The organism is Microbulbifer maximicatervae (SeqCode) (genome assembly GCF_052467325.1).
Map to the genome: position 1 here is coordinate 4,777,665 of NZ_CP174310.1, position 24,862 is coordinate 4,802,526.

The following is a 24,862-nucleotide window of genomic DNA, read 5'->3' on the forward strand; positions in this document are numbered from 1 at the left end:
AAGGCTGGATCGAGCAAGTAAATTAATATCGCATAATGAGGGCCGAAAATTTTCAGCCGTGAAAAATGACTTTTTACGGTTGGCTTATAGTGAGTGGGTTGGTGGGATGTGTATTGTTTGGATTGAAATTGCTTATACACCGCCTGCCAATATTGAAATAAAGGTGGGGTAATAAATGTGGCTAAGTTATTGGAATAATGTGCATTTTTCATAGTGCCAACTTCCATGATTATCTGTCACTACAATACTGCGCAGGGACGTTATCAAAAATAATTTTGTGCATCAACAAAAAGGTGCTTGCAATATTTATATTGGATTTTCTGGCGATTATTTATTTGGTAAGGGTTTTGTTGGGGCGAGTAGGCGTTTTTGGTGTGTGGTTTTTTAAGTTCGAAAATGTGCGGGTAATTCGTTTTTTCTCGGGTTTTAAGTTTGTAGGATTGAAGTGATTATCGGTATGTTGGATGTTTTTACATTGTTTTTGGGTGAGGTTTTGGTGTTCTGATTTTTAGGACTCTTAAGTGGGTGTGGCTAAGAATTGTTTTGGTTGGTTTTACTTTTATGAACGCGCTGGTTGTGTAGCTTGGTAATGCTGATTAAGAAAATTGATCTTGTTTTGTTGGTGTTTTTCTAAATATATGAAATATTTACTTTAAATAAGGTTTGCAGTCGTTTCTGTGTGGAATAAAGTCAAGATTTTTGGGGTATGTATTTTGGGTTGTTCGGTAATGAAGTCTTGGCGCTGTATAAACGGTTTTCTATCTCGATGGCATAGGGAGTGTCAGCGATATAATATATGCTCAAATTGAGCGTAATCAGATACTCAAAGATAGAGATATAGAGCTAGTTCCAACGATATGTATAAGGATTTAAGAGAAATTGTTTGATTATATGTTGAGGGGCGTATGAGGGAGATATTCAATACCCGATATCAATATAAGTTCGTTGAATTAAGTTATTGTAAGCTTGTGTGTTTGTCGATATTTTTTAAAAAGAGAACCTTCTTATATTTCAATTTCGGAAGAAATGATTTAAGAGGTCCCCTTTTGCTAGTCGTAGTAGTAGTTAGTCTAATTTATTCATGCATCTGGGCCCCTTCCGCGCCGCATTAAAACGATCACGCAAGCGTTCAATCATTGCTGAGCGCGCAGCATCGTGGTTTATACCCATAACGACATTTACTGCCAAGCCCTCACCGGCCTCAGCAAAAGTAGTCTTTCCCACTGTTGGGTCAAAGGTAATCGGATCATAGGGAGTTGTGCTGTCGGCTAGGCCTGCATCTAGTTGATCGACGGTGATATAGCCGGGCACTAATTCCATTTCCAGGGTTTCAGGTTCCAGTAGTACCATCGCAGCGATAATATCCCAGAGGCGAATAACGGCATCCATGGCGAAGTCACCATTACCCTGGAAATCCCCACCCTCAAATTCACGAATGGAACTGAGGAGTTGGGAGGTGTAGCAGGCTTCCGGAGTTGCGCGGCGCTCTGCGAGGGCTTCGATGGTGCTGCCCTGTACTTTGGCCATATCGGTTGAGTTGGTCGGAACCAGATAGGTTTCAATACTATTTTTACTCAGGGCGTCGAAGGCCCATTGTGCGCTCAGTGGGTCGAGCAGAATATTGAATTCCTGATGGGTACTGAAGTCGCTGTCACAGCCGAAGCTGGGGTGGGAGAAAATATTGCCGCCCAGATTTCTAGATTTATCGCCAAAGCAGGCTGCTTCGTGATTCTCGGTAAACGGCTCATAATTCTCAAAGCCACCACCCATCATAATAACGCGGTCAATTTTAGCCAGCTGCTCTTCGTTGGCTTTGCCAAGTACCCGGGCCAGGGTGGTGAGTTTGCCGGTATTGAAAACTACTGGGCGTTGCTCCAGGTTATCCATCGTTTCCAGGATAATGTCTTCGGCTAGCTCAAAGCTGAAGGAGACACCGTTGTTACCTTGGTAGCGGTAGTGCTCCTGTTTTGCGCGCGGGATTAAGTGGTCAGTTCCATATAAGGTAGAGCCGTTGTCACGCCAGGGGCCGGGTACATACTGGCCGTAGAGATTGATACCCATGGCGTTGCGGCGCTCCAGGTTCCAGGTACCGGTGGAGAAATCGGAGGAGTTGGGTAGTTGATAGTCTTCTCTGCCGAGAACGGCCTTATCGTCATTTACCGGAGATACTGAAGCTTTGCCGTTTGCGCCGTAGGCGACTTCTTCTGTGGCAAAATAGGCTCCGCGAATAACCTGGGTATCATTATTTCCCAGCCATTCGAGGATGTTGTAAACAGTGTTGGCCCCGTGCGCTACGGTATTGAAAGAGTCCTCAACGACAGCCAGCTCCAGGGTATAGCGTGGGTCTTTGGCGATTAGCATCAGTGCTACGGCATCGTCAAAGTTATTGAAGTCGCCAATCCAGATAATGGGTTGGGCGTTCTCGATCTTGATGGCCTGGTGTGGTTTCTTGCTGTGAGGTCCGCTATCCGCATTGCAAGAAGCCAATGTGGTTAGGCTGCCCAGTACCAGAGCTCCTACAGAGAACCAGTGTTTTAATTTCATTTATCCTTCCCTAAATATTCGAGTGGTTTTACTCGGCAATCCAATAGCTCCTCCCTGATCTACTCGATTGCCACCTTGTAGCACCGTTTGTTGTATGAGTTAACGATATTACACAGGTGTGAGCCGGAACATGGCCGGCAGCGATACTTCCCTGTAGCGCTTTGTCTGAAAGCTGTTTAAATCAGCCTTCAATAAATGGCTTTAAATTTCGTAATAGCTGTTGCTCCAGGGGTTCACTACCGCTAATTCCCATACCTGTCAGTTTTGATTTATCCAGCTGGCAATTGTAAGGGCGTGGCACTGTAAAATTGGGTTCACTTTCAGCGCTCAGGTGTTCGGCATTCAGGTTGCAAGCCTTGGCAATAATGTGTGCGAGCTCGTAGCGTGTGCAGGCCGTATCGCCACTCCACTGGTAAATGCCTTCAAAATTCATACCACTACGAATTTTTAGCAGGCATTGCTCCAGTACTTCAGCCACTTCCTCAACACTGGTGGGAAAACGAATAGCCCAGTGATCCAACGTGACTGGCTTTTGCTCGCGCAAAGTATCCAGTAGGGCGGTGATACCGGATTCCTCCAGATAGGCAACGGGCCCGAATAACCAGGGCAACCTCAATACCCAGTGGTTGCCGTTATTCAGTACCGCCTCTTCCCCTGCCAATTTACTGCGGCCATAGAAGTTAACCGGGTTGGGATTGTCATCAGCTTTGTAGGGCGGGGTGCTGCCATCAAAAACATAGTCGGTGCTGATATACACTAATTGTGTATCGTTTTCGTTACAGTATTTCGCCAGGAATTCTGTGCTGCTGACATTGAGCTGCCAGGCGGTGTCGGGGCTGTCGGCGCAGCGATCAGGCCAGCGCTCGGCGGCGCAGTGAATGACAATATCGGGATTAACCTGTTGCAGGCAGGTCTTTGCCGCTTCGCTATCGGACAAGTCCAAGCGAATTAAATTTTCTCCCGCGCGGGAAAAGGCGGTACCGGTAACAGAAAAAACCGGATTGTTGGAAAGCTGTTTAAATACACTGCGCCCCAATAGGCCGGAGGCGCCGGTAATCAGTATTTTCACGGGTGATTTCCTTTTGTCAGGCTGGCGGGAAACGTGTGGCCTGAGTGGGATAAAAGATGGCGCAGGATGGTTGGGTAGGCCACAACTGAAGGCCGCCTACCCGGGTGCTGCCCGGTTTGCCTATCTGAAAAGTTACAGAAGGTGATACCGGGCTGGAGCAATTTACATCTGCTCCATCACTTCAATGCCAAGCAGGTCGAGGCCAGTAGCGATAGTGCTGGCCACTAGATTACATAATTGCAGGCGGCTATGCTTCTGCTGTTCACTTACGCCTTCTTTCAATACTGGGCAGGCTTCGTAGAAGCTCATATAGGCGCTGGCCAGTTCGTACAAGTAGGTGCAGAGTACGTGCGGGAAGGTATCTTTGGCTACCTGGTCCAGTACTTCGCCAAATTGGCTTAGTTTAATTGCCAGGGCGCGTTCCTGCGGGCTTTCCAGTTGGATATCACCCTTGAGCTCGCTCGGCTCAATACCAGCTTTACGGAAAATACTGCGTACGCGGGTGTAAGCATACTGTAGGTAGGGGGCGGTATTGCCCTCAAAGCTCAGCATGGATTCCCAGCTGAAGATATAATCGTTAGTGCGGGTCTTGCTTAGGTCCGCATATTTCACCGCGCCGATGCCCACCTTGCGCGCGATTTCTGCACAGGTTTTTGCATCCAGCTCCGGGTTTTTCTCAGCCACCAGTTTCTCTGCACGCTCTACTGCTTCATCCAGGAGGGCTGCCAGTTTTACGGTGCCGCCGGTGCGGGTCTTAAATGGTTTACCGTCGTCGCCCATCATGGTGCCAAAAGCGCAATGCTCAAGAGAAACCGACTCTGGCAGGAAGCTCGCTTTGCGTGAGGCGACAAAGGCCTGCTGTAGGTGCAGGGATTGGCGAGCATCAACAACATATAGGATACGGTCGGCACTGAGTTGGTTGGCACGGTAGCGGATAGCGGCCAGGTCGGTGGTGGCATACAGGTAGCCGCCGCCTTTCTTCTGGATAATCATCGGGCTGGGGTTGCCTTCCTTATCGGCCATCTCTTCCAGGAAAACAACGATCGCGCCCTGGTCTTCAACAGCGATTCCATTATCCAACAGCTCTTTTACCAGCACCGGCAGATCATCGTTGTACTGGCTTTCAGCGTAAACGTCTTCCTGTTTGAGGGTGACATTCAGCTTGGAGTAGATTTCTTCGCAGTGGCTGATAGAGATATCAATAAACTGCTTCCACAGTTTCAGGCACTGCTCATCTCCGCCTTGCAGTTTTACAACATATTCACGGGCGCGATCGGCAAAGCCTTCTTCGTCATCAAAGCGAACCTTGGCTTCGCGGTAGAAGACTTCCAGATCGGCCAGTGCCACTTCTGCATCACTGTCTGCCAGCTTGTCGGAAAGGTGTGCCAGCAACATGCCGAATTGGGTGCCCCAGTCGCCCATATGATTTTGGCGAACTACTTTGTGACCTTGGAACTCCAACAGTCGTGCCAGGGCATCACCGATAATGGTGGTGCGCAGGTGGCCTACGTGCATTTCCTTGGCCAGGTTGGGGTGGGAATAGTCGATGACTACGGTCTTGGGCTCATCAACCGAGGCGATATTCAGGCGCTTGTCGCCTTGGGCGGACAATAGTTGCTGGCTCAGCCACTGTTCACTCAGGTGGATGTTTAAGAAGCCAGGGCCAGCGATCTCGACCTTTTCGATCATATCGCCTTTATCCAGCTGCTCAAGGATCTTGCCAGCCAGCTCGCGCGGGTTGGTACCCATACGCTTGGCAGCGCCCATAGCGCCATTGGCCTGGTAGTCGCCAAATCCGGCTTTCTTCGCAGGTGCCACAATTGGGCCGCATTCTTCGGGGATACCGGCGGCGAGCATGGCGGCCTGGAATTTGTCGGTGAGGAGCTGGCGAATATTCATAGAGTGAAGTGCTGTCTTAAATTCGTGGAAACGCCGAATTTTAATGGGCGGTGGCGGCTTTGCAACCAGCGTTGGCAAAGGAGTTGGTCTGGAGTGCTCGAAATCTCGACTTGGGTGTCCAGACGAGGAGGTTCTCGGTGGTATGATGCCGCCAAATTATGGAGGTACCGTGAGTTCTACCACACTTTATTGGCACGATTATGAAACCTGGGGCACAGACCCGGGTGCCGACAAGCCGGCGCAGTTTGCCGGTATCAGGACCGACGAAGAACTGAATATCGTCGGCGAGCCATTGATGATTTACTGTCGCCCTTCAGTGGATTGCCTGCCACAGCCGATGGCGAGCCTGGTGACTGGCATTAGCCCGCAGAAAGCCCTGGCCAATGGAGTGCCGGAAATAGAGTTTATCCAGCGGATCCTCGCCGAACTGGGTGCGCCGGGCACCTGTGGGGTGGGCTACAACAGTTTGCGTTTTGATGACGAGGTAACTCGCTACACCCTTTATCGCAATCTGCTCGATCCCTATGAACGGGAATGGCGCTCCGGCAATAGCCGCTGGGACATTATTGATATGGTGCGTCTCACCTACGCCCTGCGCCCAGAGGGAATCCAGTGGCCCACCCGTGAGGACGGTGCGCCGTCCTTCCGCTTGGAAGAGTTGACCGCTGCCAATGGGATCTCCCACGAGGGCGCCCACGATGCGCTGTCGGATGTGCACGCCACCATTGATATGGCGAGGCTGATCCGCAAACAGCAACCAAAGCTGTACGACTATGTGTTCCGCCTGCGCCGCAAGCAGGAGGCCGCCAAGATGATCGATATGCGCGAGCGCCGTCCGCTATTGCATATTTCCGGCAAGGTCTCTGCTGACCATGGTCACTTGACCTATGTGATGCCCTTGGCCAGTCACCCGGTTAACCGCAATGCGGTTATTGTTGCCAACCTGGCGATGGACCCTGAGCCGTTGCTCAGCCTGGATGCAGACACTCTGCGAGAACGTCTGTACACCTCTCGCGACAAGCTGGGTGAGGGCGAGTTGCCGGTAGGGCTGAAACTGGTGCATTTGAACAAGTGCCCGGTATTGGCGCCTGCAAATATGCTGGATGACAAGCGCGCCGCTGAGCTGGGTATCGATCGCACAACCTGTGAGGCGAACTGGCAGAAGCTCAAAGATATCGATTTGACGGAAAAGCTGCACAACGTATTCCTGGACCGGGAATTCCCTGAGAGAGATGTGGAAGCGGACCTTTACGGTGGATTCCTCAGCGACTCTGACCGCGATATCTGCCGTGAACTGCACCGTGGACTGGCGGCCCGAGGTCCGGAAGCTTTGGCGGGTGAAGTGCCGTTCACCGATAAGCGCCTACCCGAGCTGCTATTCCGGATGCGAGCGCGCAATTTCCCCGAGACCCTGTCTGAGGAAGAGCACCAGCGCTGGCAGATCTGGTGTTTCCAGCGCTTAACTGACGCTACTGCCGGGGCCTCAATCACCCTGGAAGATTACTTCCGCCAGCTGTCTGAGCTGCGGGTGCAGCACCCGGAGCGCATCTCCCTGATCACAGAGCTGGAGAACTGGGGCGATAGCTTACTCGCCTAATGTGTCGAATCACGTCAGCGGCCGTTCTTCCACTGGGCTCTTTCCTGGTGCCCGAGTAGAATGCCGCTCGCGAATACCCGGCGCCCACAAGGCGCAACCACTGGAGTAACCATGGACTTTATCGGAGCCAATATTCTATCGGTCAGCCAATTTGAGCGCGCCGACATAGAGCGCGTGTTTGATGTAGCTGACGCCATGACCCCCTATGCACAGCGTGAAAAGGTAACGCGTGTATTGGAAGGGGCGATTCTCGGCAATATGTTTATGGAGCCGAGCACCCGTACTCGCCTGAGTTTTGGAGCCGCCTTTAATCTGTTGGGCGGTACTGTACGTGAAACGGTAGGAATTACTGCCAGCGCTATGGCAAAGGGCGAATCCCTTTACGACACTGCTCGAGTGCTATCGGGCTATAGCGACGTGATTTGTATGCGCCACCCAAAAGAAGGGTCGGTGGCTGAGTTTGCTGAAGCGAGTCGTGTGCCGGTGGTCAACGGCGGCGACGGCGCCAATGAACACCCTACCCAGGCACTGTTGGACCTCTACACCATTCGCAAGGAGCTGGCTGCGCACGGTCGCACCCTGGATGATTTTCGTATCGCCATGATCGGCGACCTCAAGCATGGCCGCACGGTGCACTCCCTGTGTAAACTGCTGTGTTTGTTTGGCAAGGTGCAGATTACCCTGGTTTCTCCACCGGAACTGGCGATGCCCGAAATGATTGTGGAGATGCTGCGCGGGGCGGGGCACGAGGTGACAGTTACCGATCAGTTGGAATCCTCCATCTCCCATGTGGATATTGTTTACTCCACCCGTATCCAGGAAGAGCGTTTCGCCTCTCAGGAAGAGGCCAACCGCTACCGTGGGCGATTCCGCCTGAATAAGGCTATTTTTACCCGCCACGCAGAGCCTAACACGGTAATTATGCACCCCCTGCCACGGGATTCACGCGCAGAGGCGAATGAACTGGATACCGACCTGAATGAACATCCGAGCCTGGCGATTTTCCGCCAGACCGACAATGGCTTGCTGGTGCGTATGGCTCTGTTTGCCATGTTGCTGGGTGTTGAGAATCAGGTAGATAAATATTCCCGCGATGTGAACTGGTATAGCCGACGCAATCGGGTATAAAACTACTCAACTGGGCGTAAATCCCGGTGGAAATAAACAAGGCCCCGGCTAATTCTGTTAATCTGATGGAATTAGCCGGGGTTTTTTGTTTCCGGTTTAGGGTGTCGTGAATGCTAAAGTGATTTTGCTTGTTCGCTGTGGCACTCAATATCCAAATATTGGCGTTGAGCCAGATGTCGCATCAGGGATGGATGCATGTCGAAGCAGAATTCGCCCGTTTTGTTCTTTCGCAGCCTGGTTTTCCTGGCGCTGCTGCTCAGCTTTTTTGTGTGCAAAAGTGCCGCCCAGGAAGAGCCCTTTCCCCATGTAGCCATACTCAAAATTGATGGCGCCATAGGTCCCGCGACGACTGATTATTTCAAGCGGGCTACGCAGGAGGCTGCGGACCAGGGCGCAGAGTTGGTGATTCTGCACCTGGACACTCCTGGGGGGTTGGATGCGGCCTCGCGGGATATCATCCAGCATATCCTTGCGTCTCCAATCCCTATTGCCACCTACGTTTACCCCTCTGGTGCGCGCGCCGCCAGTGCGGGAACTTATATTCTCTATGCCAGCCAGATCGCCGCTATGGCTCCTGCTACCACCTTGGGAGCGGCCACGCCAGTGCAGATTGGCGGTCCTCAGGGCACACCTATGCCGGGAGGAAAGCAGGAGGAAGAGAAAAAAGAAAAGGCGGAAGACGGTGAGGATGAAGAAAAAGAAAAACCGCTTGCGGGAACGGCCATGGAGCGCAAAGTCGTTAATGACTCTGTCGCGTTTATCCGAGGGTTGGCACAGCGCCATGGGCGCAATGCAGACTGGGCGGAAAAAGCTGTACGCGAAGCAGCGACCCTGACAGCTCCGGAAGCGTTAAAAATGAATGTTATCGATATTGTTGCGGATAATGATGACGATTTATTGCGCCAGGTTGCCGGTCGAAAAGTATTGCTCGATACCGGTGATTATACGATTCCGGAAAATATTGCCGAGTTGCAAAGTGAAAGTTACGAGCCGGATTGGCGCAATGAGTTGCTGGCCCTGATTACCAATCCTCAAGTGGCCTATATTTTGTTATTGGTGGGTATTTATGGGCTTATTTTTGAGGGTTATAGCCCCGGTGCTTTTGTTCCAGGGATTGTTGGTGTTATCTGCCTGCTTCTGGCATTTTATGCCTTACAAGTTTTACCGATTAATTACGCTGGTCTTGCATTAATTATTGTTGGCGCATTGCTAATTGTGGCAGAGGTTTTTATGCCGAGTTTCGGCGCCTTAGGGATCGGCGGAATTATTGCATTGGTGATTGGCTCTGTAATGCTTATTGATAGTGATGTGCCGGGAATGCAGGTTTCCAAACAGCTGATTGGGGCTATTGCCGGTGTAAGTGGTGTCTTTTTATTGATGCTACTAACCGCTGTTGGACGCAGTTTACGCCAGCCGAAAGTCCCGGCAGACCAGGCTTTTGTGGGTCGCTCTGCGGTGGTAAGCGAAGTTAAGGACGCAGAGATCTTGGTGCATCTCGATGGAGAGATTTGGCAGGCGACCTGTAACCAGCCTCTGGAGGTGGGTCAGAAAGTTAGAGTAGTGGCCCAACACGGCATGGTTTTACGGGTAGAGGTGGAATAGGTAGGGCAATCAATTGAGCTAATGACAGCGCTCAACAGTTAAGGTGGGATTAAGGAGAGTCCAATGATGCTCAGTTATTTTTTTGGGATACTGGTAGTCGCACTCATATTGCTGCTGATGTATGCCATTCGTATTTTGCGGGAGTATGAGCGCGCGGTGGTATTTTTCCTGGGGCGTTTCCAAACAGTGAAAGGGCCAGGACTGATTATAATCATTCCCATTGTTCAAACTATGGAGCGCGTGGATCTGCGCACTGTGGTTATGGACGTGCCCACCCAGGATGTTATCAGCAGGGATAATGTCTCAGTTAAAGTCAACGCAGTGGTTTATTACCGGGTGATTAATCCACAGTCTGCAATTATTAATGTGGAATTTTATCACGAGGCTGTAAGCCAGTTAGCGCAAACTACATTGCGTTCGGTGTTGGGTAAGCACGAGCTGGATGAGATGTTATGTGAGCGAGACAAGCTTAATGTGGATATCCAAAAAATACTCGATGAGCAAACAGATGCCTGGGGTGTAAAAGTTACTAATGTAGAGATTAAACATATCGATCTTGATGAAAGTATGGTGCGGGCTATCGCACAGCAGGCAGAGGCGGAGCGCGCGCGGCGGGCTAAAGTTATACATGCAGAAGGGGAGGCGCAGGCGGCTTTAAAGCTGACTGAAGCAGCAAATCAATTATCACAAAATGCCAACGCAATTACTTTGCGCTATATGCAAACCATGATTGATATTGCCGGCGCAAATAACAGCTCTACAATTGTATTTCCGTTGCCACTGGATCTAATTGAGCCAATGCTGAAGCGGGGCTCTGCATCCAGTTAATGATGCCCTTAACAAAGATCAAAAAAGGCCGCACTAATTAGTGCGGCCTTTTTTGTAGAGTTTAGAGCAGCTTTTTCATCAGGCTGCGGGTTGAACTATCCCAGTCATCCTGAGGAATTTCACCCTTGGCAGCCTTATGAATTTTTGAACTTAACTGCTTACCCAATTCGACGCCCCACTGATCAAAGGGGTTGATCCCCAGCAGACAGCCGCCAACGTAGACCTTGTGCTCGTACAGTGCCAGGAGCGAGCCCAGGTGGAAAGGATCTAACTTTTCCAGGATCAGGGTGTTGCTGGAGCGATTACCAGGGATCACTTTATGTGGGGCCAGGGCGTGGGCCTCACGATGAGTGTGACCAGCTTCTTCCAGCTCCTGGCGGGCCTCATGCAGGCTTTTGCCTCGCAGTAGCGCCTGGCTCTGGCTAATACAACAGGCCTGCAGCCAGCGGTGCTGTTCGAGGAGCTCTGACGTCGGTTCCTTGACTGCGATAAAGTCTGCTGGAATAAGGTCGGTTCCCTGGTGCAATAATTGGTGGAAAGAGTGTTGGCCGTTTGTACCTTCACTGCCCCAGATAACGCTGCCGCTGGGGTAGCCCAATGCCTGCCCGTCTTTGTCGACACTTTTACCCAAGCTCTCCATATCCAGCTGCTGTAACCAGGCGGGGAATCGGGCCAGGCGCTGCGCGTAAGGCAGTACGACGTGGCTGGTCGTATGCCAGCACTGGCGGTACCAGAATTGGGTCAGCGCCATCAGTACGGGTAGATTGGATTCCAATGGAGCCGTGGCGAAGTGCTGGTCCATTGCATTGGCGCCTTGCAGAAGCTGTTCAAAAACTTCATAGCCACAAGCGAGAACAATGGGCAGGCCAATAGCTGACCAGAGTGAGTAGCGACCACCCACCCAATCCCACATTGGGAAAATATTCTCAGGAGCAATTCCGAAATCCTGAGCAGCAGTAATATTACTGCTCACCGCAATAAAGTGTTTGGCCAACTGTGACTCATCGCAACCGGCAGACAATATCCAGCGACGTGCAGACAGCGCATTTTCACGGGTTTCCAAGGTAGAAAAGGACTTGGAAGCAATCACAAAAAGGGTTTCTTCCGCATCGATACCAGCCAGGGTATCACTGAGGTCTGCGCCATCGATATTTGATACAAAGTACATATCGATAGAGTCTTTGTGCCAAGGACTGAGGGCCTCTACCGCCATGCGCGGACCCAGGTCGGAGCCACCGATACCGATATTCACAATATGGCGGATCGGCTTATCTGAGAAGCTGCGCCAGCTATGGTTGTGCACCGATTCGGCAAACTGTTTCATTTGCTCGCGGCAATCTTTTACCGCGTGCTCTTGTTCAGTTTTCGGTTGCCCCTGAAATCGTAGTGCGGTGTGTAGGGCAGGGCGGTGTTCGGTATTGTTGACAATGGCCCCGTTCACCAGCGCAGTAATTTGGTTGTTCAGACCCTGCTCTTCTGCATATTCCAACAGCAACTTAAGGGTGTCTTCACGCAAGTGGTTTTTACTGTAATCCAGATAGATTCCGGCTGCGTCTGAGCTGAACTTATCTGTCCTTTGGGGATCCGTTGCAAACAGCTCTCTCAGGGACCACTTATGTTGGTCAAAATGGGACTTCAACCGTGAGATTGCCGCTACACGGCTTAAAGCCAGGGTTTCACTAGTCATGGTATTCGGTTTGTTCTCTTCTGAGCCTTTTTATTGCCACTTGGCTAAAACGTACACAAATCAAATTTTATTTATTATTTCTGGGCGGCAATGCTAACGGCATTTTCTTTGCCGGGCCAGCGCCGCAGACATCACAGTCTATTACAGGGAGTGTTTCGAGATAAGGAACTGTGTGGGGAAAGACAAATGCCGCTCGTTAGAGCGGCATTTTGTGGTGATCCATACTAAATAAGGCTTTGTAAATCGGGTGTCTGTCAGCAGTGATTGGGTCAAACCTTCATTTAGTATGAATCACCACGCTGTCGGGCAAGAAAAAGATTTTACTTGACCACCTTCATGCAGCGCACTCTGTCGGAAGCCATCCAGCAGTCGGCATCTGCAGGACAAGCCATGGATAGAGGAATTTGTTCAGCGCCGGGTGGGCAGTAAGCTGGAGGTGCCGGAGGGCTACAGCAACCTGCAAGAACCAGTGCACTGATAATTCCAATTAAGTACTTGGCTGGAGTGAAATTCATCCCCTAACTCCTTTCCGTTGATGTTAGCCATTAGCATAGCCAATAAAACGTCACCTGTTGGTCAGCTTTGTAAAATCTGTTCTACAAAGGTACCGCCTATTTGAGTGTAATAGGCGTTGGGTTTAAATGTCTGTCAATGATCAAGTTATGAAAAGAGGTGCGCCAATTTATTTTAAAAAACTACTTAAATAAGGGGGTTTTTAAAAAATGTGGTTTGTGCCGACCATTTTTTATGGTGAATTTCGGTTATTTAATCTACGCGCTGAAACCGATCGCGCCAATTTTGAGGTGGGCCTTAAAAATTATTATTGTGGCTGATAATGTCGTTTGATGGATTGGGGATTTTTTTTGCGATGCAAAGAAAATGGTTTCACGAGTAAGGTTTTTTTCTGTTAAAAATTCTTACTCGTGAAAGTAGCTTTAATGGATGGGGGGAGCACCAGCAGAGGCGTTATCAATTAGTCGTCAATGTGTCGGTTTGGGGCCATGCAAAAAATTGCCAAAGGCTATTGCGAGACTTTCCTTTCTTGCTGGGTCACGCATAGCACTCAATAGGGCGATTCGTACTTTCGGAATGAACATTAAATCGGAAAGCAGTAAGTTAAAAGTCTGCTGGTCAGCGGCATCGGCCAGCTTGCCAACCCACTGTGCGGCCAATTCTTGTCCTTCCAAATCTTGGACGCAGCGACTGCCTATTGCGGCCAGGACTTCTTTATTCCGGTTGCTGGCATTTTCAGCCAAAAGTGACTGTATAAATGCCTGTTGCAATCCTGTGGCTGGTGAGTGAGAGATCCCCCTGATAGCAGCAGCGGCCACCGAGATATCCGGCGTGTTTGCGGTCAGTTCTTGCTCTGCTCGCTCAATAATGGCTGTCGCAAGACGGTGGTCGACCGGCTGGTTTTCCAGGCAATGGCAAAGGTTAATAAAAACCGGAGCTGCGACTTTGCCAATCTGGCGCATTAACAAAGTGCTTTCTTTTTCCCAGCGCACGGCCAAGTCGGCGATCCCTTGCAGCGCGAGGTTGTCCCAGCGGTGATTTTCCGGGTCGCCAAAATAGCGCAGGACAGACTCGTAATGTTCGCTGGGCTGGCGGCCCAGCAGAAGCGCTGTTTGGGAGTGGAATGCTGCCTGCCGCTCAGTTGACGGGGTAAACAGCAAGCCACTTTGCTGCAGTAGCTGGTCTAGCTGCGCTGCAGATTCAGAAGCGGGTCCCTGCTTGAGTTCCTGTGCCAGAGCGCGAAGCAATCCATCTCGGGCTTGAAGTTGCAGCTTGCCCTGCTCGTCCAGCGGAAATCGCAGGAACCAGACGATGGGTTCACCGCCTTCGGCTGGTTGCAGCAGCAGGCCCGTCCAGGCCTGGCGCAAGTATGGGTGTGGCCAGGGAGTCAGGCCTGCTTCGAAGGATGCCGCAGTGGATTTCGAAACCGACTGCAAGCGCCGGCCCAGATCGAACCAGCGCAATTTGAAATCAGCCTGCTCGATCAGGGCGCTTAGGGTACCGCTTTCACTCATAGGGGTTTTGTCTATTTCCTTAAGATGCCGTAGCCGCTACAGAAATGGGCTTCTGTTTAAAGTGCAACCAGCCATAGGCGATCGCCAACAGAGGGCAGATGATATTGAATAGGGCAAAAGGCAAATACTCCCAGGTAGCGATACCCAGCGTTGCCGCCATAAAGGCACCACAAGTATTCCAGGGAATCAGCACAGAGGTGATGGTGCCGGAATCCTCGAGGGTGCGGGACAGGTTAAGCCCGTGTAGGCCCTTTTCTTTGAAGGCTTCGCGGAACATACGGCCCGGAATAATAATCGCCATGTACTGATCGCCAGCGGCCAGGTTCATTCCAAAGCAGGTGAATACGGTGGCAGTTACCAGGCCGCCCACTGTTTTAACCAGTGACAAAACACCCTGAACGATGACCTGAAGGAATCCGGCCCGCTCCATAGCGCCGCCGAAGGCCATGGCGGAGGTGATCAGCCATACGGTGTTGAGCATGCTGCTCATGCCGCCTTTGGAGAGCAATGCAGCCACGTTCTCATTGGTGGAAGTGGACTTATAGCCGTCAAACAGGCTGTACCAGGCTCCTTTCAGGGGGGCCAGTGCGCCTTCACCGCCACCGAGGCGACGGGCGGCCTCCGGTTCGAAAATCAGTGCGATGGCACAGCCAACCAGGGAGCCAATGATCAAGGTTGGGAACGCGGGGACTTTGCGCCAAGCCATTGCTAGCAACAAGATCAAAGGCAGCAGGCTAACCAGGGAAATTTTGAACTCACTGCTAAGGGCGGTGAGCAATGATTCGATATCAGTTGCGGAGGCAGAACTGGCTTCAGAGGTAAAACCCAGGAAAGCGAAAACCGCCAGGGCGATCGCGAAGGCCGGGATCGCTGTGGACATCATATGACGAATATGCTGGAACAGATCATTGGATGTTACCGCTGCGGCCACGTTGGTAGTGTCGGATAACGGGGACATCTTATCACCGAAGTAGGCGCCAGAGATTACTGCTCCGGCAGTAACCTCAAGGGATAGGCCCAGCGCGCCGGCGATTCCCATCAGTGCCACACCCAAGGTGCCCGCTGTGGTCCAGCTGGAGCCAATACTTAGTCCTACTACGGCACAAATAATACAGCTGGCGGCGTAGAACCACTGTGGCGACAGAATCTGCACGCCGTAATAGATCATTGAAGGCACTGTGCCGGCCAGAATCCAGCTACCGATAAGTGCACCTACAGACAGTAGGATCAGAATAGCGCCAAATACCAGGCCAATGCCATGGAGCATCCCACCTTCCATGTCGTTCCAGCTGTGTCCGTTCTTCATCCCCATTAGGGCCACAACGCAGGCACAGAGCAGTAGCGCTATTTGATTGGGACCGTAGGAGGAGTCTGCACCGTAGAAATATACGGATAGTGACAACAGGGCGACGAGAATCCCGAGAGGGATCAGGGCGTCCGTTAAGCTGGGAGCGCGCGGCTCTGAGCTGGGGGTAGATTGAGACAAGGTGAACTCCTGCTTGACTGCGTGGCTAGCGCCGTATTCGTTATCGTTGTTTTGCCGTCGGCGGCGGTTAATAGCCTTATTCTCATAGCTTGGGGCGGTGAAGTCCACTTTGTATCATCGCACTATCCATGCATTTTGGCGTTGACCTGGTCGTCGAAACCGGATTTATCACTGCGGTCAACTATCTGGTCGGGTCCAGTGCTGGCAGTTCGTCGACGCTTCCGGTATGTTCTGCGCCCAGTAGTCCCGGCTGATCCAGCCGCAAAATAAATAAGTGCGGGCCGTCTGAGGCAGGCCCGACAGGTAGTATTTCATGAGAGCAAGTGAGTTAGACCCCTCTCAATTCGAGGATATGCGCCCCTATCGCGATGATGAAGTGCGCGAGGTTATCAAAAGGCTAATTGCCGACCCGGAAATGTCCCATGCAGCTGCGCATTTCCTTGTCCCCAAACTGGCTCAGCTGGAGGGCGCCGTCGCCTGGCTGGTGCGTCAGTTTCTGCGCTTTGAACTCCGCAATGTTCGCAACGTGCGGGATCTTCAAGAGATTGTCGGCAAATATATGGAGAAGGTGATCAAGCGCACCACCTCCGGTCTGAGCATTTCTGGTCTGGACACCCTGCCCAGGGACCGCGCCTGTCTGTTTGTCAGCAATCACCGCGACATTGCTATGGACCCGGCGCTAATGATTCAGGCGATGTTCCGCGAAGGGCATGAGACCTCCCGCATTGCGATTGGAGACAACCTGCTCAGCAAGCAGTTTGCCAGCGACCTGATGAAGTTGAACAAGTGCTTCACCGTGGTGCGCAGCTCGGGCAGTCGCCGGGAAAAGCTGCAGGCAGCAACCCAGTTGTCCAATTACATCTATCACTCCATCGTCAACGATAACGAGCATGTGTGGATCGCTCAGCGTTCCGGGCGCGCCAAAGATGGCCTGGATCGCACCAATCCGGCACTCTGCGCCATGTTCGCCATGACTAAGGACCGGGAAACTCCCTTTGCCGATTTTTGGCGCAAATTGCATATTGTTCCGGTGTCTATTTCCTACGAATGGGACCCCTGTGATGCACAGAAGGCCAAGGAAATTTACGTTACCGAGCACAAGGACGAGTACAAGAAGGGTAAGAACGAGGACTTGGCCTCGATTGGTAAGGGCATTGTCGGTCACAAAGGCCGTGTACATGCCGCCTTCGGCACGCCGATTGAAGGTGATTTTAACGATGTAAACAGCCTGGCTGAAGAAATAGATCGCCAAGTTATCGGCAACTACACATTGCATCCATCCAATATGATTGCCTACGAGATGGTTTACGGTGAGGTTCCGCAATTACCGGTGGGATATCCGGCTAAAGCCTGGGACCCCGCTGCACATAAAGAAGAGCGGGAGAAGTTTGAAGCGCGCATGGCTCGGGTCGATGAGCGCTGGCGCGACAAGGCTATTCAGGCCTACGCCAATCCCGTGGTATCTCGCCTCGCCTATGAGTAAGGCCCGCTGAGTTCAGAAGCTGGTGGGGAGAGGGCGCTTAGTGGATAATAGCGCCCCCTGCGCCAGCCACTTAGCGAATAGACCTCACCCCCGTGCTCAACGAAAAACACAAAAGCGCCATTCAGGGCGCCTATAGCCAATTCCTGTCCGGTCGAGGGCTGAAAGCCCGCTATGGGCAGAAGCTGATGGTAGCCGCCATTGCCCGCTCACTGGGTTCCATCACCCAGAATGCCAGTGGTGAGCGCGATAGCGACAAGACTGATGGTGAGCATATCTGTGTAGTTGAAGCGGGTACGGGCACCGGTAAAACCGTTGCTTACCTTCTCGCCTCTATTCCCCTGGCCCAAGCCCAGGACAAGACCCTGGTGATATCCACCGCCACGGTGGCCCTGCAGGAACAGATTATCCACAAGGACCTGCCAGAAGTTGCTCGTCACAGCGGGCTCAAATTTGAGTTTGCCCTGGCGAAGGGCCGTGGTCGCTATCTCTGCCTATCCAAGTTGGATCAACTCTTGTCCAGCTTTTCTACCTCCGGCACCGGCCTTTCCCTTGGTCTCTATGAAGATGAACTCCCGCAGGTGGAAGCGGAGAGTGTCGCTCTCTACCAGAAGATGACGGATAGCCTGACATCGGGTACCTGGGATGGCGATCGGGATAACTGGCCGGATACGATCGAGACGGATGATTGGAGTCGGGTTACCACTGACCATCGCCAGTGCAGTGGCCGCCGCTGCCCCCATGTCACCAATTGCAGCTTCTTCCGAGCGCGAGAGAGCTTGGGCAAGACACAGGTGATCGTTGCTAACCACGACCTGTTGCTGGCGGACCTGGCCCTGGGTGGTGGCGCGATTCTTCCGCCCCCGGAAGAGACTATCTATGTACTTGATGAAGCCCACCATCTACCGGAAAAGGCTCTCAATCATTTCTCTCACCACAGTCGCGTAGGGGCTTCCACCGGTTGGTTGGATCAAACCAATAAGGCCCTGGGGCAGATGCTGGGTGAGATTGGTGACGGCGCCCAGATCGACCGCTGCGGCGAGCAGCTGCCGGCGGTTCTCACCTCTGCCAAGCAGGGGTTGGAGCAGATGTGGCCGCTGATTGAAGAGCTGTGTGAATTTGAAGATGAGCGGGGCAATACCATCCGCCATCGCTTTGAAGGTGGGGTAATCCCCGATTCCATGTCGCAGCTGGCGGAAAAGCTGCGGGAAGACTTTGATGAGTTGGAAAGCCTGCTCAGCAAGATGTTGCAGGCCGCCCAACGCATGATGGAGGACGGCCACTCGCCGGTACCCCTGGCAGATCTGGAGCGCTGGTACCCCCAGTTGGGCAGTTGGCATGGGCGCGCTGAGGCCAATCTTCTGTTGTGGGCGAATTACGCCCGTGCCGATGCTGATGGCGCATTGCCCCAGGCGCGCTGGGTCACCCTGGTGGACTGGGGCGGCTCCACAGATTTTGAGGTTTGCAGCTCACCGATACTCGCAGGCAAAACCCTGGAGTACAGCTTGTGGCGCCGCTGTTACGGCGCGGTACTGACTTCGGCCACACTCACAGCTTTGGGGAAATTTGATCGTTTGCAAATGCGTGCCGGTACTCCAGACAATGCCAGCTATCAGGTGGTGCCGAGTCCTTTCGATTTTTCCCGTGCAACACTGCAAGTGCCCCCGGAAGCTGTAGATGCGGGCAATGCAGAGCAACACACAGACGCCATTATCGATGCGTTGCCAGACCTGTTGAAAGGGGAGGGTGGCGCTCTGGTGCTGTTTTCCTCCCGGCGCCAGATGGAGACGGTTTACGAGGCGCTCCCTGGTACCTGGCGCAACCGAATTCTGATGCAGGGGCAGCAATCCCGCCAGCAGTTGCTGGATAGCCACCGTGAGATTATCGATGGCGGTGGCAGCAGTATCCTGTTCGGGCTTGCAAGTTTTGCCGAGGGATTGGACTTGCCTGGTGACTACTGCCGCCACGTGGTTATTGCGAAACTGCCTTTCGCGGTGCCCGATGATCCGATTGAGGCGGCGCTGGCGGAGTGGATTGAAGCTAAGGGCGGCAATCCGTTTATGCAAATCACAGTGCCGGATGCAGCCCTAAAATTGGTGCAGGCCTGCGGGCGCTTACTGCGGGCAGAAGGGGACAGCGGCACAGTCACTTTGCTGGATCGCCGGGTGGTTACCCGTCGCTATGGTCAGGCAATACTCAATTCACTGCCGCCCTTTAATCGAAAAATTTAGAAAATCTTTAGTCGTATTTGCGCTGTTACTCAGATTGGGCAGGTGGCTATTGCGTATTATCACGGCTGTAAATGTGAAGGTTCTATGAGTTATGCAACCTATTTATTCTGAAATCGCTGATCAGCTCCTGTTCCTTGAATCTGAACTGCGCAGCCTGCAGGTTTGGCAGGATAATGCGCCACCCGCAGAAGCCCTGGCCAGCACCGAGCCATTTTGTGTGGATACTTTGACCTTGCCCCAGTGGCTTCAATTTATTTTTTTGCCGCGTATGCAGGTCCTGATTGAAGGGGAGATGCCCCTACCGGGCCAGTGTGGTATTGCTCCGGTTGCCGAAGAGTTCTTCAAGGGGCGGGATGATGCTGCGGCACTGCTGGCTATTTTGGAGACTATCGATCAGCGCCTGCAGCAGGGCTAACCGGCTTCTGACTCCCTGAGCCCGGTGCTCCCAATCACTCTGGGCGGCATGTCACATTGTTAGTGTTGAGTCCCGCGACTCGGCGGACATCGCTGTGCAGTGGCCGCGCTCATGAGCTAATATCGACCTTTTGCCTGAGGCGGGGAGCAATTTCTCCGTCAGATAAGCGAACACCGCGCGTTTGTAGCGGTCCGAATGGCATTGCTAATGGGGCTTGAGGTAATTGGTCGGTATGCAGAGATTTTCCCTTCTGTGGTTAATGTTGACGCTTTCGGTGCTCGCCGGTTGTGAGTCACTGATGTATCCGGGGCGGGACAGGGCCGCTCAACCAGCGGAAGTTGCACCACCGGTAGAATCACCAGATTTTGCGATGCAGTGCCCAGAGCCTGCGGAAGTGATTTGTGCGGAACCGGAAGTGAAGGTTGTTGAGCGGGTAATCGAACGAACTGTAGAAAAAGTAGTCGAAGTGCCCGTTGCCAAAGATAAGTTGGTTTTGGGATCGGTAGAAGAAGTGGCCATAGAGCCTCCCGGCCTGATTCTGGAATCCGTTGTCGATACAGGTTCACCCACTTCCACACTGCGGGTCAGGAAGCTGACTCCGTTCGAGCGGGATGGCAGGGACTGGATTAGGTTCCAGATTGTTCAGTCGAGCAAAATGGACCCGGTCTCGGTAGAGCTGCCGATAAAACGCCATGTTCGAGTGGAGCGCCTGGGCTTTGATAATCAGCGCAGGCCGGTAGTGGAGCTTAACCTGACTGTTGGGCGTATAACCCACCAGGTCGAAGTTAACCTGACCGATGAGGGCGGCTCTGATTTATTGATGCTGCTGGGACGCAACTTCCTCAAAGATGCCGCTGTTGTCGATGTGAGCCGGCGCAATGTCCAGGGCCAACCCCAAATAGACGGGGTTAAATAGGCCAGTTATCCAATTGGGTTCCTAATTGGGACCTCAGAGTTACGGGGAATGGCGAATGTCGCCGCGTGTCCAAGTTTATGTAATTGCGGCGTTACTCGCATTGGTAGGAGCAGGCCTGACCGCCTATAAAAACCTCGAGTTGGGTTTTCCGCTGTTGCCGGGTGAGTACCGCACCGTGTGGACCATCGAAGCAAAAGTGGGCTTTGATGCCGATGGCGGTCCGGTAAAGGCCGCGCTGACCCTCCCGCGCGAACAGCGCAATATGGAAATACTGGGGGAGACCTTCAGCTCCTCCGGTTTTGGTTTCTATATCGCGAGAGAAGATGATGCCTATCGGGCTATTTGGTCTCGCCGGGCCGCAAGAGGCCCCCAATCTCTCTTCTATCAGCTGGATGTCTACCAGCGGCCCGGTGCTGCGCTGGCGCAGCCTCTGGATCTGAGCACTGAGATACAAAAACCTTTCCTGGGGGCTCGTGAGCAAGAAGCGGTGCGCTTGGCGATTTACTCCCTGGTTGAACAGGCCCGTGAGCGCTCTTCCGATGTGGAATCTCTCACTACCCAGTTACTATTCGAATTGAATGACGATGAAAATCAGGATCGCAACCTGATCTTCCGTCATTACGCCGACCGCTCTTTTGTGGATGTTGCCTTGCTTGTACTGGCCACAGCCGATATCCCCGCTCACCGTATTCGCGGCCTCTACCTGGAGGATGATCGACGTCGACTATCTCCAGAAGATCTGCTTGAGGTCTATGATGGCAAGCGTTGGATCGTGTTTGAACCCAGCAGTGGCCAGCCTGGTGTGCCGGAAAATTTCTTTATTTGGCAGCGCGGCGGCAAGAGTCTTTTAGATCTTGAGGGCGGTCGTAACTCCCAAGTGACTTTCTCTGTGATTGCCAATGATGTCCCCGCTCGCGATGTCTCTATGCGCAGCACCAAAGATGAGAAAGATGCGCTGGTGGATTTCTCGATCTACAGTTTGCCCATTGAGCAGCAGAGTATTTTCAAGCTGATCCTGCTGGTGCCTGTGGGGGCCCTGGTGGTGGTGCTGCTGCGTGTATTTGTGGGCCTGCGCACCTCCGGTACCTTTATGCCGGTACTTCTGGCAATTGCCTTTATCGAAACCCAGCTGATTACCGGTTTAGCCATTTTTACTTTGATCCTGATCCTCGGCCTTTGGGTGAGGTTCTATCTCAGTAGGCTCAATTTGCTATTGGTGTCGAGGATCGCCGCCGTCGTGGTGACGGTGGTGATAATAATGGGGGCAATCAGTGTGGTCAGCTATAAGCTGGGCATTGAGCAGGCTCTCACAGTGACATTCTTCCCAATGATTATCCTTGCCTGGACTATCGAGCGTATGTCGATTGTGTGGGAGGAGGATGGCCCCTACGAAGTGGTGGTGCAGTCCGGGGGTAGCTTATTAGTGGCGATACTGGCTTGGTGGGTAATGACCAACCGCTATATTGAGCATTGGACGTTCAACTTCCCCGAGTTACTGTTGGTATTGCTGGCCTTTATTCTGGTGGTTGGCAACTACACCGGATATCGACTCAGTGAGTTGATGCGTTTCCGTCCGCTGGTTCGCTAGGGGGCGTTATGCTGCAATTTTCAGTTAAGCATATCTTCAATAAAGTTCGCGGCGGAGTGGTATCTCCGCTGACCCTGCGCCGCATGGGGGTGTTGGGGATGAATGCGCGTAATATTGACTATATTGCGCGCTATAACGATCGCAAAAAATATCCCATCGTCGACGACAAGTTAAACACTAAGCGCGCGGCTAAAAAAGCGGGAATTCCTGTGCCTGAGTTGATCGAGGCATTTGAAAGCCCTGCCAGCCGCAAGCGAGTTATGGAGGTGATTGACCCTCTATGGCAGTTTGTAATCAAGCCAGCACGAGGCTCGGGTGGTAAAGGTATTCTCGTTATTGCCGGTCGCAATGGCGACAAATATAAAAAGATATCCGGTGCTGAAATTGATGCGCTGGATATCTTGCGGCACGTGAGCAATATTCACAGCGGCCTATACAGTCTCGGTGGCAAACCCGACAGGGTGATGGTAGAGGCCCTGGTGGACTTTGACCCGGTCTTCGATCGCTACTCTGTTGAGGGTGTGCCTGATGTGCGGGTTATTGTTTTTCGCGGTTATCCGGTGATGGCCATGCTGCGCTGCTCAACCCACGCCTCAGATGGTAAAGCCAATTTGCACCAGGGCGCTGTAGGTGTTGGTATCGACCTGGCCACGGGCAAAAGTTGCCATGCGGTAATGCGCGGGTTGCGAATTGACCAGCACCCGGATACTGAAGTGCCTTTCGATGCATTGCAGGTACCAGGTTGGTACGAGTTGGTCCGCTTGGCGGCAAGCTGTTACGAAATGACTGGGCTGGGTTATTTAGGCTGTGACATTGTCCTGGATCGTGAACGTGGCCCCCTCTTATTGGAGGCTAATGCGCGCCCGGGATTGGCAATCCAAATCGCCAATGGTGTTGGCTTGCGCGAGCGCTTGGGCTTTATCGAAAAATTTGATGAAGAAATGTTCAGGAAAAATGTGGATGAACGGGTGGCATTTTCCATGCGCAAATTTGCCAGCGACTAGGAAAGTCCGCTAATAGTTTATCGATTTTATTATCTTGCAAAGCAATACTTATTGCCTGGTTAGGGGGTGGTCGCCCCTTCGGTTAGTCGAATTTTTTCAATTAGAGTTTTTAACCGCTTTCCTTGCATTTTGAGTCCATATTCAAGTTCTTGGATTTTCGTTTGGATCGAAGTGAGTTCCCACTCGCTGGGTGGCTGACCATGTTTTTCTCCATGGCGTAAAAATTGAAGGGATTTCCACTTCTTCAATAACTTGGCGAATCCACGAGCCTCACTTTCCAGAATCTCTTGCCAGCTCTCTTTATCTTTAATCTTTTCAATTTTCTCCCTGGCTTGTTTGAAAAGCTGCTCTACCTTTACTTTTTGGATCTGAATAGGTGGAGCAACCCTTAAATTATAGGTGAGTCCAATAAGGCTCAATGATTTGATCAACCATTTGGTAGGGTCATACTGGAACCAGCGAATACCACTTCGATAATCTATCTGAAAGGTGTGGTGATAATTGTGATAACCCTCGCCAAATACAAATAGGTTGAGGAAAGCGTTATCTCTTGCGCTGATTGATCCCTTATAGGGGCGCCGGCCCCATAAATGCCCAAATGAGTTAATCATAAAAGTAGTGTGATGATTAACCACAAGGCGCAATACTCCGGCCAGCAAAACCATACCGAGAACGTCTCCAGTAATGATCCCCAAGATTATAGGTAGGCCAAGGTTCATGGCGATAATGATGGGAACATAGTTATTGTGTTGCCACATTACCAACTTGTCCCTTTGAAGATCCTTAACATTTTTGTAATCGAGATAACTGCTGGGATATTCGTGCATCATCCAGTCCATATGGGAGAACCAGAAGCCGCGCCCTGCTGAATAGGGGTCTCGATTGTTATCGTCGATAAATTGGTGATGGTATCTATGGCTTGCACACCAATTTAAAGTGGTGTTTTGCATGGCTGCCGCACTGAATAAAATAAATAAAAGTCGAATTGACCAGTGGGCTTCGTAGCTTTTGTGTGACCACAACCTGTGATTTCCTGCTGCTATAGAAAAGCTGCAAAGTGCACCAAAAATGGCAAATGCAAGCCATTGATACCAGTGGTACCCGTAGACAAATCCATAAATCGGTACTGCGGTAAGTGCTAACAAACCTGTGCTGGCAAATAAAATTGTGGGAATCCAAAAACGTTTTCGCTGATTGCTGGAACTTAGAGGAGTTGCGTTCATAGCAGGCCCCCTTTATTGAGGATTGCCCATGACTATTTTGAGGTAGGGGTGGAAGTATTTCCTTTGGCCAGATTTTACTTTTTCTTCGTAGCTTTTCACTTGAATGCATTGTTTTGGTGCATTTTGGCCATCTGAAGG

18 protein-coding genes are annotated in these 24,862 nt (G+C 51.9%); 10 read left to right on the forward strand and 8 right to left on the reverse strand.

Annotated elements, in window-relative coordinates; genetic code table 11:
• Positions 1 to 1,065: 1,065 nt before the first annotated feature.
• The 3 genes from ACJJIE_RS21245 to argS all read right to left on the reverse strand — a co-directional run bounded on the left by ACJJIE_RS21245 (position 1,066) and on the right by argS (position 5,512).
• The gene (locus ACJJIE_RS21245; RefSeq protein ID WP_444892889.1) at positions 1,066 to 2,544 is read right to left on the reverse strand and encodes a nucleoside hydrolase; all 1,479 of its coding nucleotides are present in this window, start codon (positions 2,542 to 2,544) and stop codon (positions 1,066 to 1,068) included.
• 181 nt (positions 2,545 to 2,725) lie between these two features.
• A complete protein-coding gene (locus ACJJIE_RS21250; RefSeq protein ID WP_444892890.1) occupies positions 2,726 to 3,613 on the reverse strand; it encodes a dTDP-4-dehydrorhamnose reductase family protein in 888 nt (295 codons plus the stop codon).
• A gap of 162 nt (positions 3,614 to 3,775) precedes the next feature.
• Positions 3,776 to 5,512 (reverse strand): arginine--tRNA ligase, encoded by a 1,737-nt coding sequence (gene argS, locus ACJJIE_RS21255; protein ID WP_444892891.1) that lies wholly within the window; start codon positions 5,510 to 5,512, stop codon positions 3,776 to 3,778.
• Positions 5,513 to 5,654: 142 nt separating this feature from the next.
• Between argS and sbcB the strand changes: the two genes are divergently transcribed.
• From sbcB to ACJJIE_RS21275, 4 genes are all read left to right on the forward strand, one after another.
• Positions 5,655 to 7,109 carry an exodeoxyribonuclease I gene (sbcB, locus tag ACJJIE_RS21260; RefSeq protein WP_444892892.1) on the forward strand — a complete coding sequence of 485 codons (1,455 nt, stop codon included), beginning with the start codon at positions 5,655 to 5,657 and terminating at the stop codon, positions 7,107 to 7,109.
• A gap of 111 nt (positions 7,110 to 7,220) precedes the next feature.
• Positions 7,221 to 8,237, forward strand: coding sequence for an aspartate carbamoyltransferase (locus ACJJIE_RS21265; protein WP_413664546.1), 1,017 nt, complete (start codon positions 7,221 to 7,223; stop codon positions 8,235 to 8,237).
• Positions 8,238 to 8,432: 195 nt separating this feature from the next.
• Complete coding sequence (locus tag ACJJIE_RS21270) at positions 8,433 to 9,839, forward strand: NfeD family protein (RefSeq protein WP_444892893.1); 1,407 nt, start codon at positions 8,433 to 8,435, stop codon at positions 9,837 to 9,839.
• A 63-nt stretch (positions 9,840 to 9,902) separates the two neighbouring features.
• A complete protein-coding gene (locus tag ACJJIE_RS21275) occupies positions 9,903 to 10,667 on the forward strand; it encodes a slipin family protein (protein ID WP_444892894.1) in 765 nt (254 codons plus the stop codon).
• 61 nt (positions 10,668 to 10,728) lie between these two features.
• On the opposite strand, the gene pgi is transcribed toward ACJJIE_RS21275, so the two are convergent.
• The 4 genes from pgi to nhaC all read right to left on the reverse strand — a co-directional run bounded on the left by pgi (position 10,729) and on the right by nhaC (position 15,867).
• Positions 10,729 to 12,354, reverse strand: coding sequence for a glucose-6-phosphate isomerase (gene pgi / locus ACJJIE_RS21280; protein ID WP_444892895.1), 1,626 nt, complete (start codon positions 12,352 to 12,354; stop codon positions 10,729 to 10,731).
• Positions 12,355 to 12,674: 320 nt separating this feature from the next.
• A complete protein-coding gene (locus ACJJIE_RS21285) occupies positions 12,675 to 12,869 on the reverse strand; it encodes a hypothetical protein (RefSeq protein ID WP_157533369.1) in 195 nt (64 codons plus the stop codon).
• A gap of 465 nt (positions 12,870 to 13,334) precedes the next feature.
• Complete coding sequence (locus tag ACJJIE_RS21290; RefSeq protein WP_444892896.1) at positions 13,335 to 14,381, reverse strand: DUF3549 family protein; 1,047 nt, start codon at positions 14,379 to 14,381, stop codon at positions 13,335 to 13,337.
• A gap of 19 nt (positions 14,382 to 14,400) precedes the next feature.
• Positions 14,401 to 15,867 (reverse strand): Na+/H+ antiporter NhaC, encoded by a 1,467-nt coding sequence (gene nhaC / locus ACJJIE_RS21295; protein WP_444894791.1) that lies wholly within the window; start codon positions 15,865 to 15,867, stop codon positions 14,401 to 14,403.
• Positions 15,868 to 16,180: 313 nt separating this feature from the next.
• Here nhaC and ACJJIE_RS21300 point away from each other — a divergent pair, with 313 nt between their 5' ends.
• The 6 genes from ACJJIE_RS21300 (at position 16,181) to ACJJIE_RS21325 (ending at position 23,501) form a co-directional block, all read left to right on the forward strand.
• On the forward strand, positions 16,181 to 17,350 hold the full coding sequence (locus tag ACJJIE_RS21300) for a 1-acyl-sn-glycerol-3-phosphate acyltransferase (protein WP_413664551.1): 1,170 nt from the start codon (positions 16,181 to 16,183) through the stop codon (positions 17,348 to 17,350).
• Positions 17,351 to 17,442: 92 nt separating this feature from the next.
• A complete protein-coding gene (gene dinG / locus ACJJIE_RS21305; protein WP_444892897.1) occupies positions 17,443 to 19,578 on the forward strand; it encodes an ATP-dependent DNA helicase DinG in 2,136 nt (711 codons plus the stop codon).
• 91 nt (positions 19,579 to 19,669) lie between these two features.
• Positions 19,670 to 19,993, forward strand: a complete 324-nt coding sequence (locus ACJJIE_RS21310) for a YqcC family protein (protein ID WP_282934088.1) — start codon at positions 19,670 to 19,672, stop codon at positions 19,991 to 19,993.
• Between the two features lie 232 nt (positions 19,994 to 20,225).
• Entirely contained in the window at positions 20,226 to 20,909 is a 684-nt protein-coding gene (locus tag ACJJIE_RS21315) for an ATP-dependent zinc protease family protein (RefSeq protein WP_444892898.1), read from the forward strand.
• A 55-nt stretch (positions 20,910 to 20,964) separates the two neighbouring features.
• Complete coding sequence (locus ACJJIE_RS21320; RefSeq protein ID WP_108731979.1) at positions 20,965 to 22,497, forward strand: inactive transglutaminase family protein; 1,533 nt, start codon at positions 20,965 to 20,967, stop codon at positions 22,495 to 22,497.
• Between the two features lie 8 nt (positions 22,498 to 22,505).
• Positions 22,506 to 23,501, forward strand: coding sequence for an alpha-L-glutamate ligase-like protein (locus tag ACJJIE_RS21325; protein ID WP_444892899.1), 996 nt, complete (start codon positions 22,506 to 22,508; stop codon positions 23,499 to 23,501).
• A 59-nt stretch (positions 23,502 to 23,560) separates the two neighbouring features.
• Here ACJJIE_RS21325 and ACJJIE_RS21330 read toward each other — a convergent pair whose 3' ends face one another.
• Positions 23,561 to 24,724: an acyl-CoA desaturase gene (locus ACJJIE_RS21330; RefSeq protein ID WP_444892900.1), complete on the reverse strand. Its 1,164-nt coding sequence runs from the start codon at positions 24,722 to 24,724 to the stop codon at positions 23,561 to 23,563.
• Positions 24,725 to 24,862 lie beyond the last annotated feature (138 nt).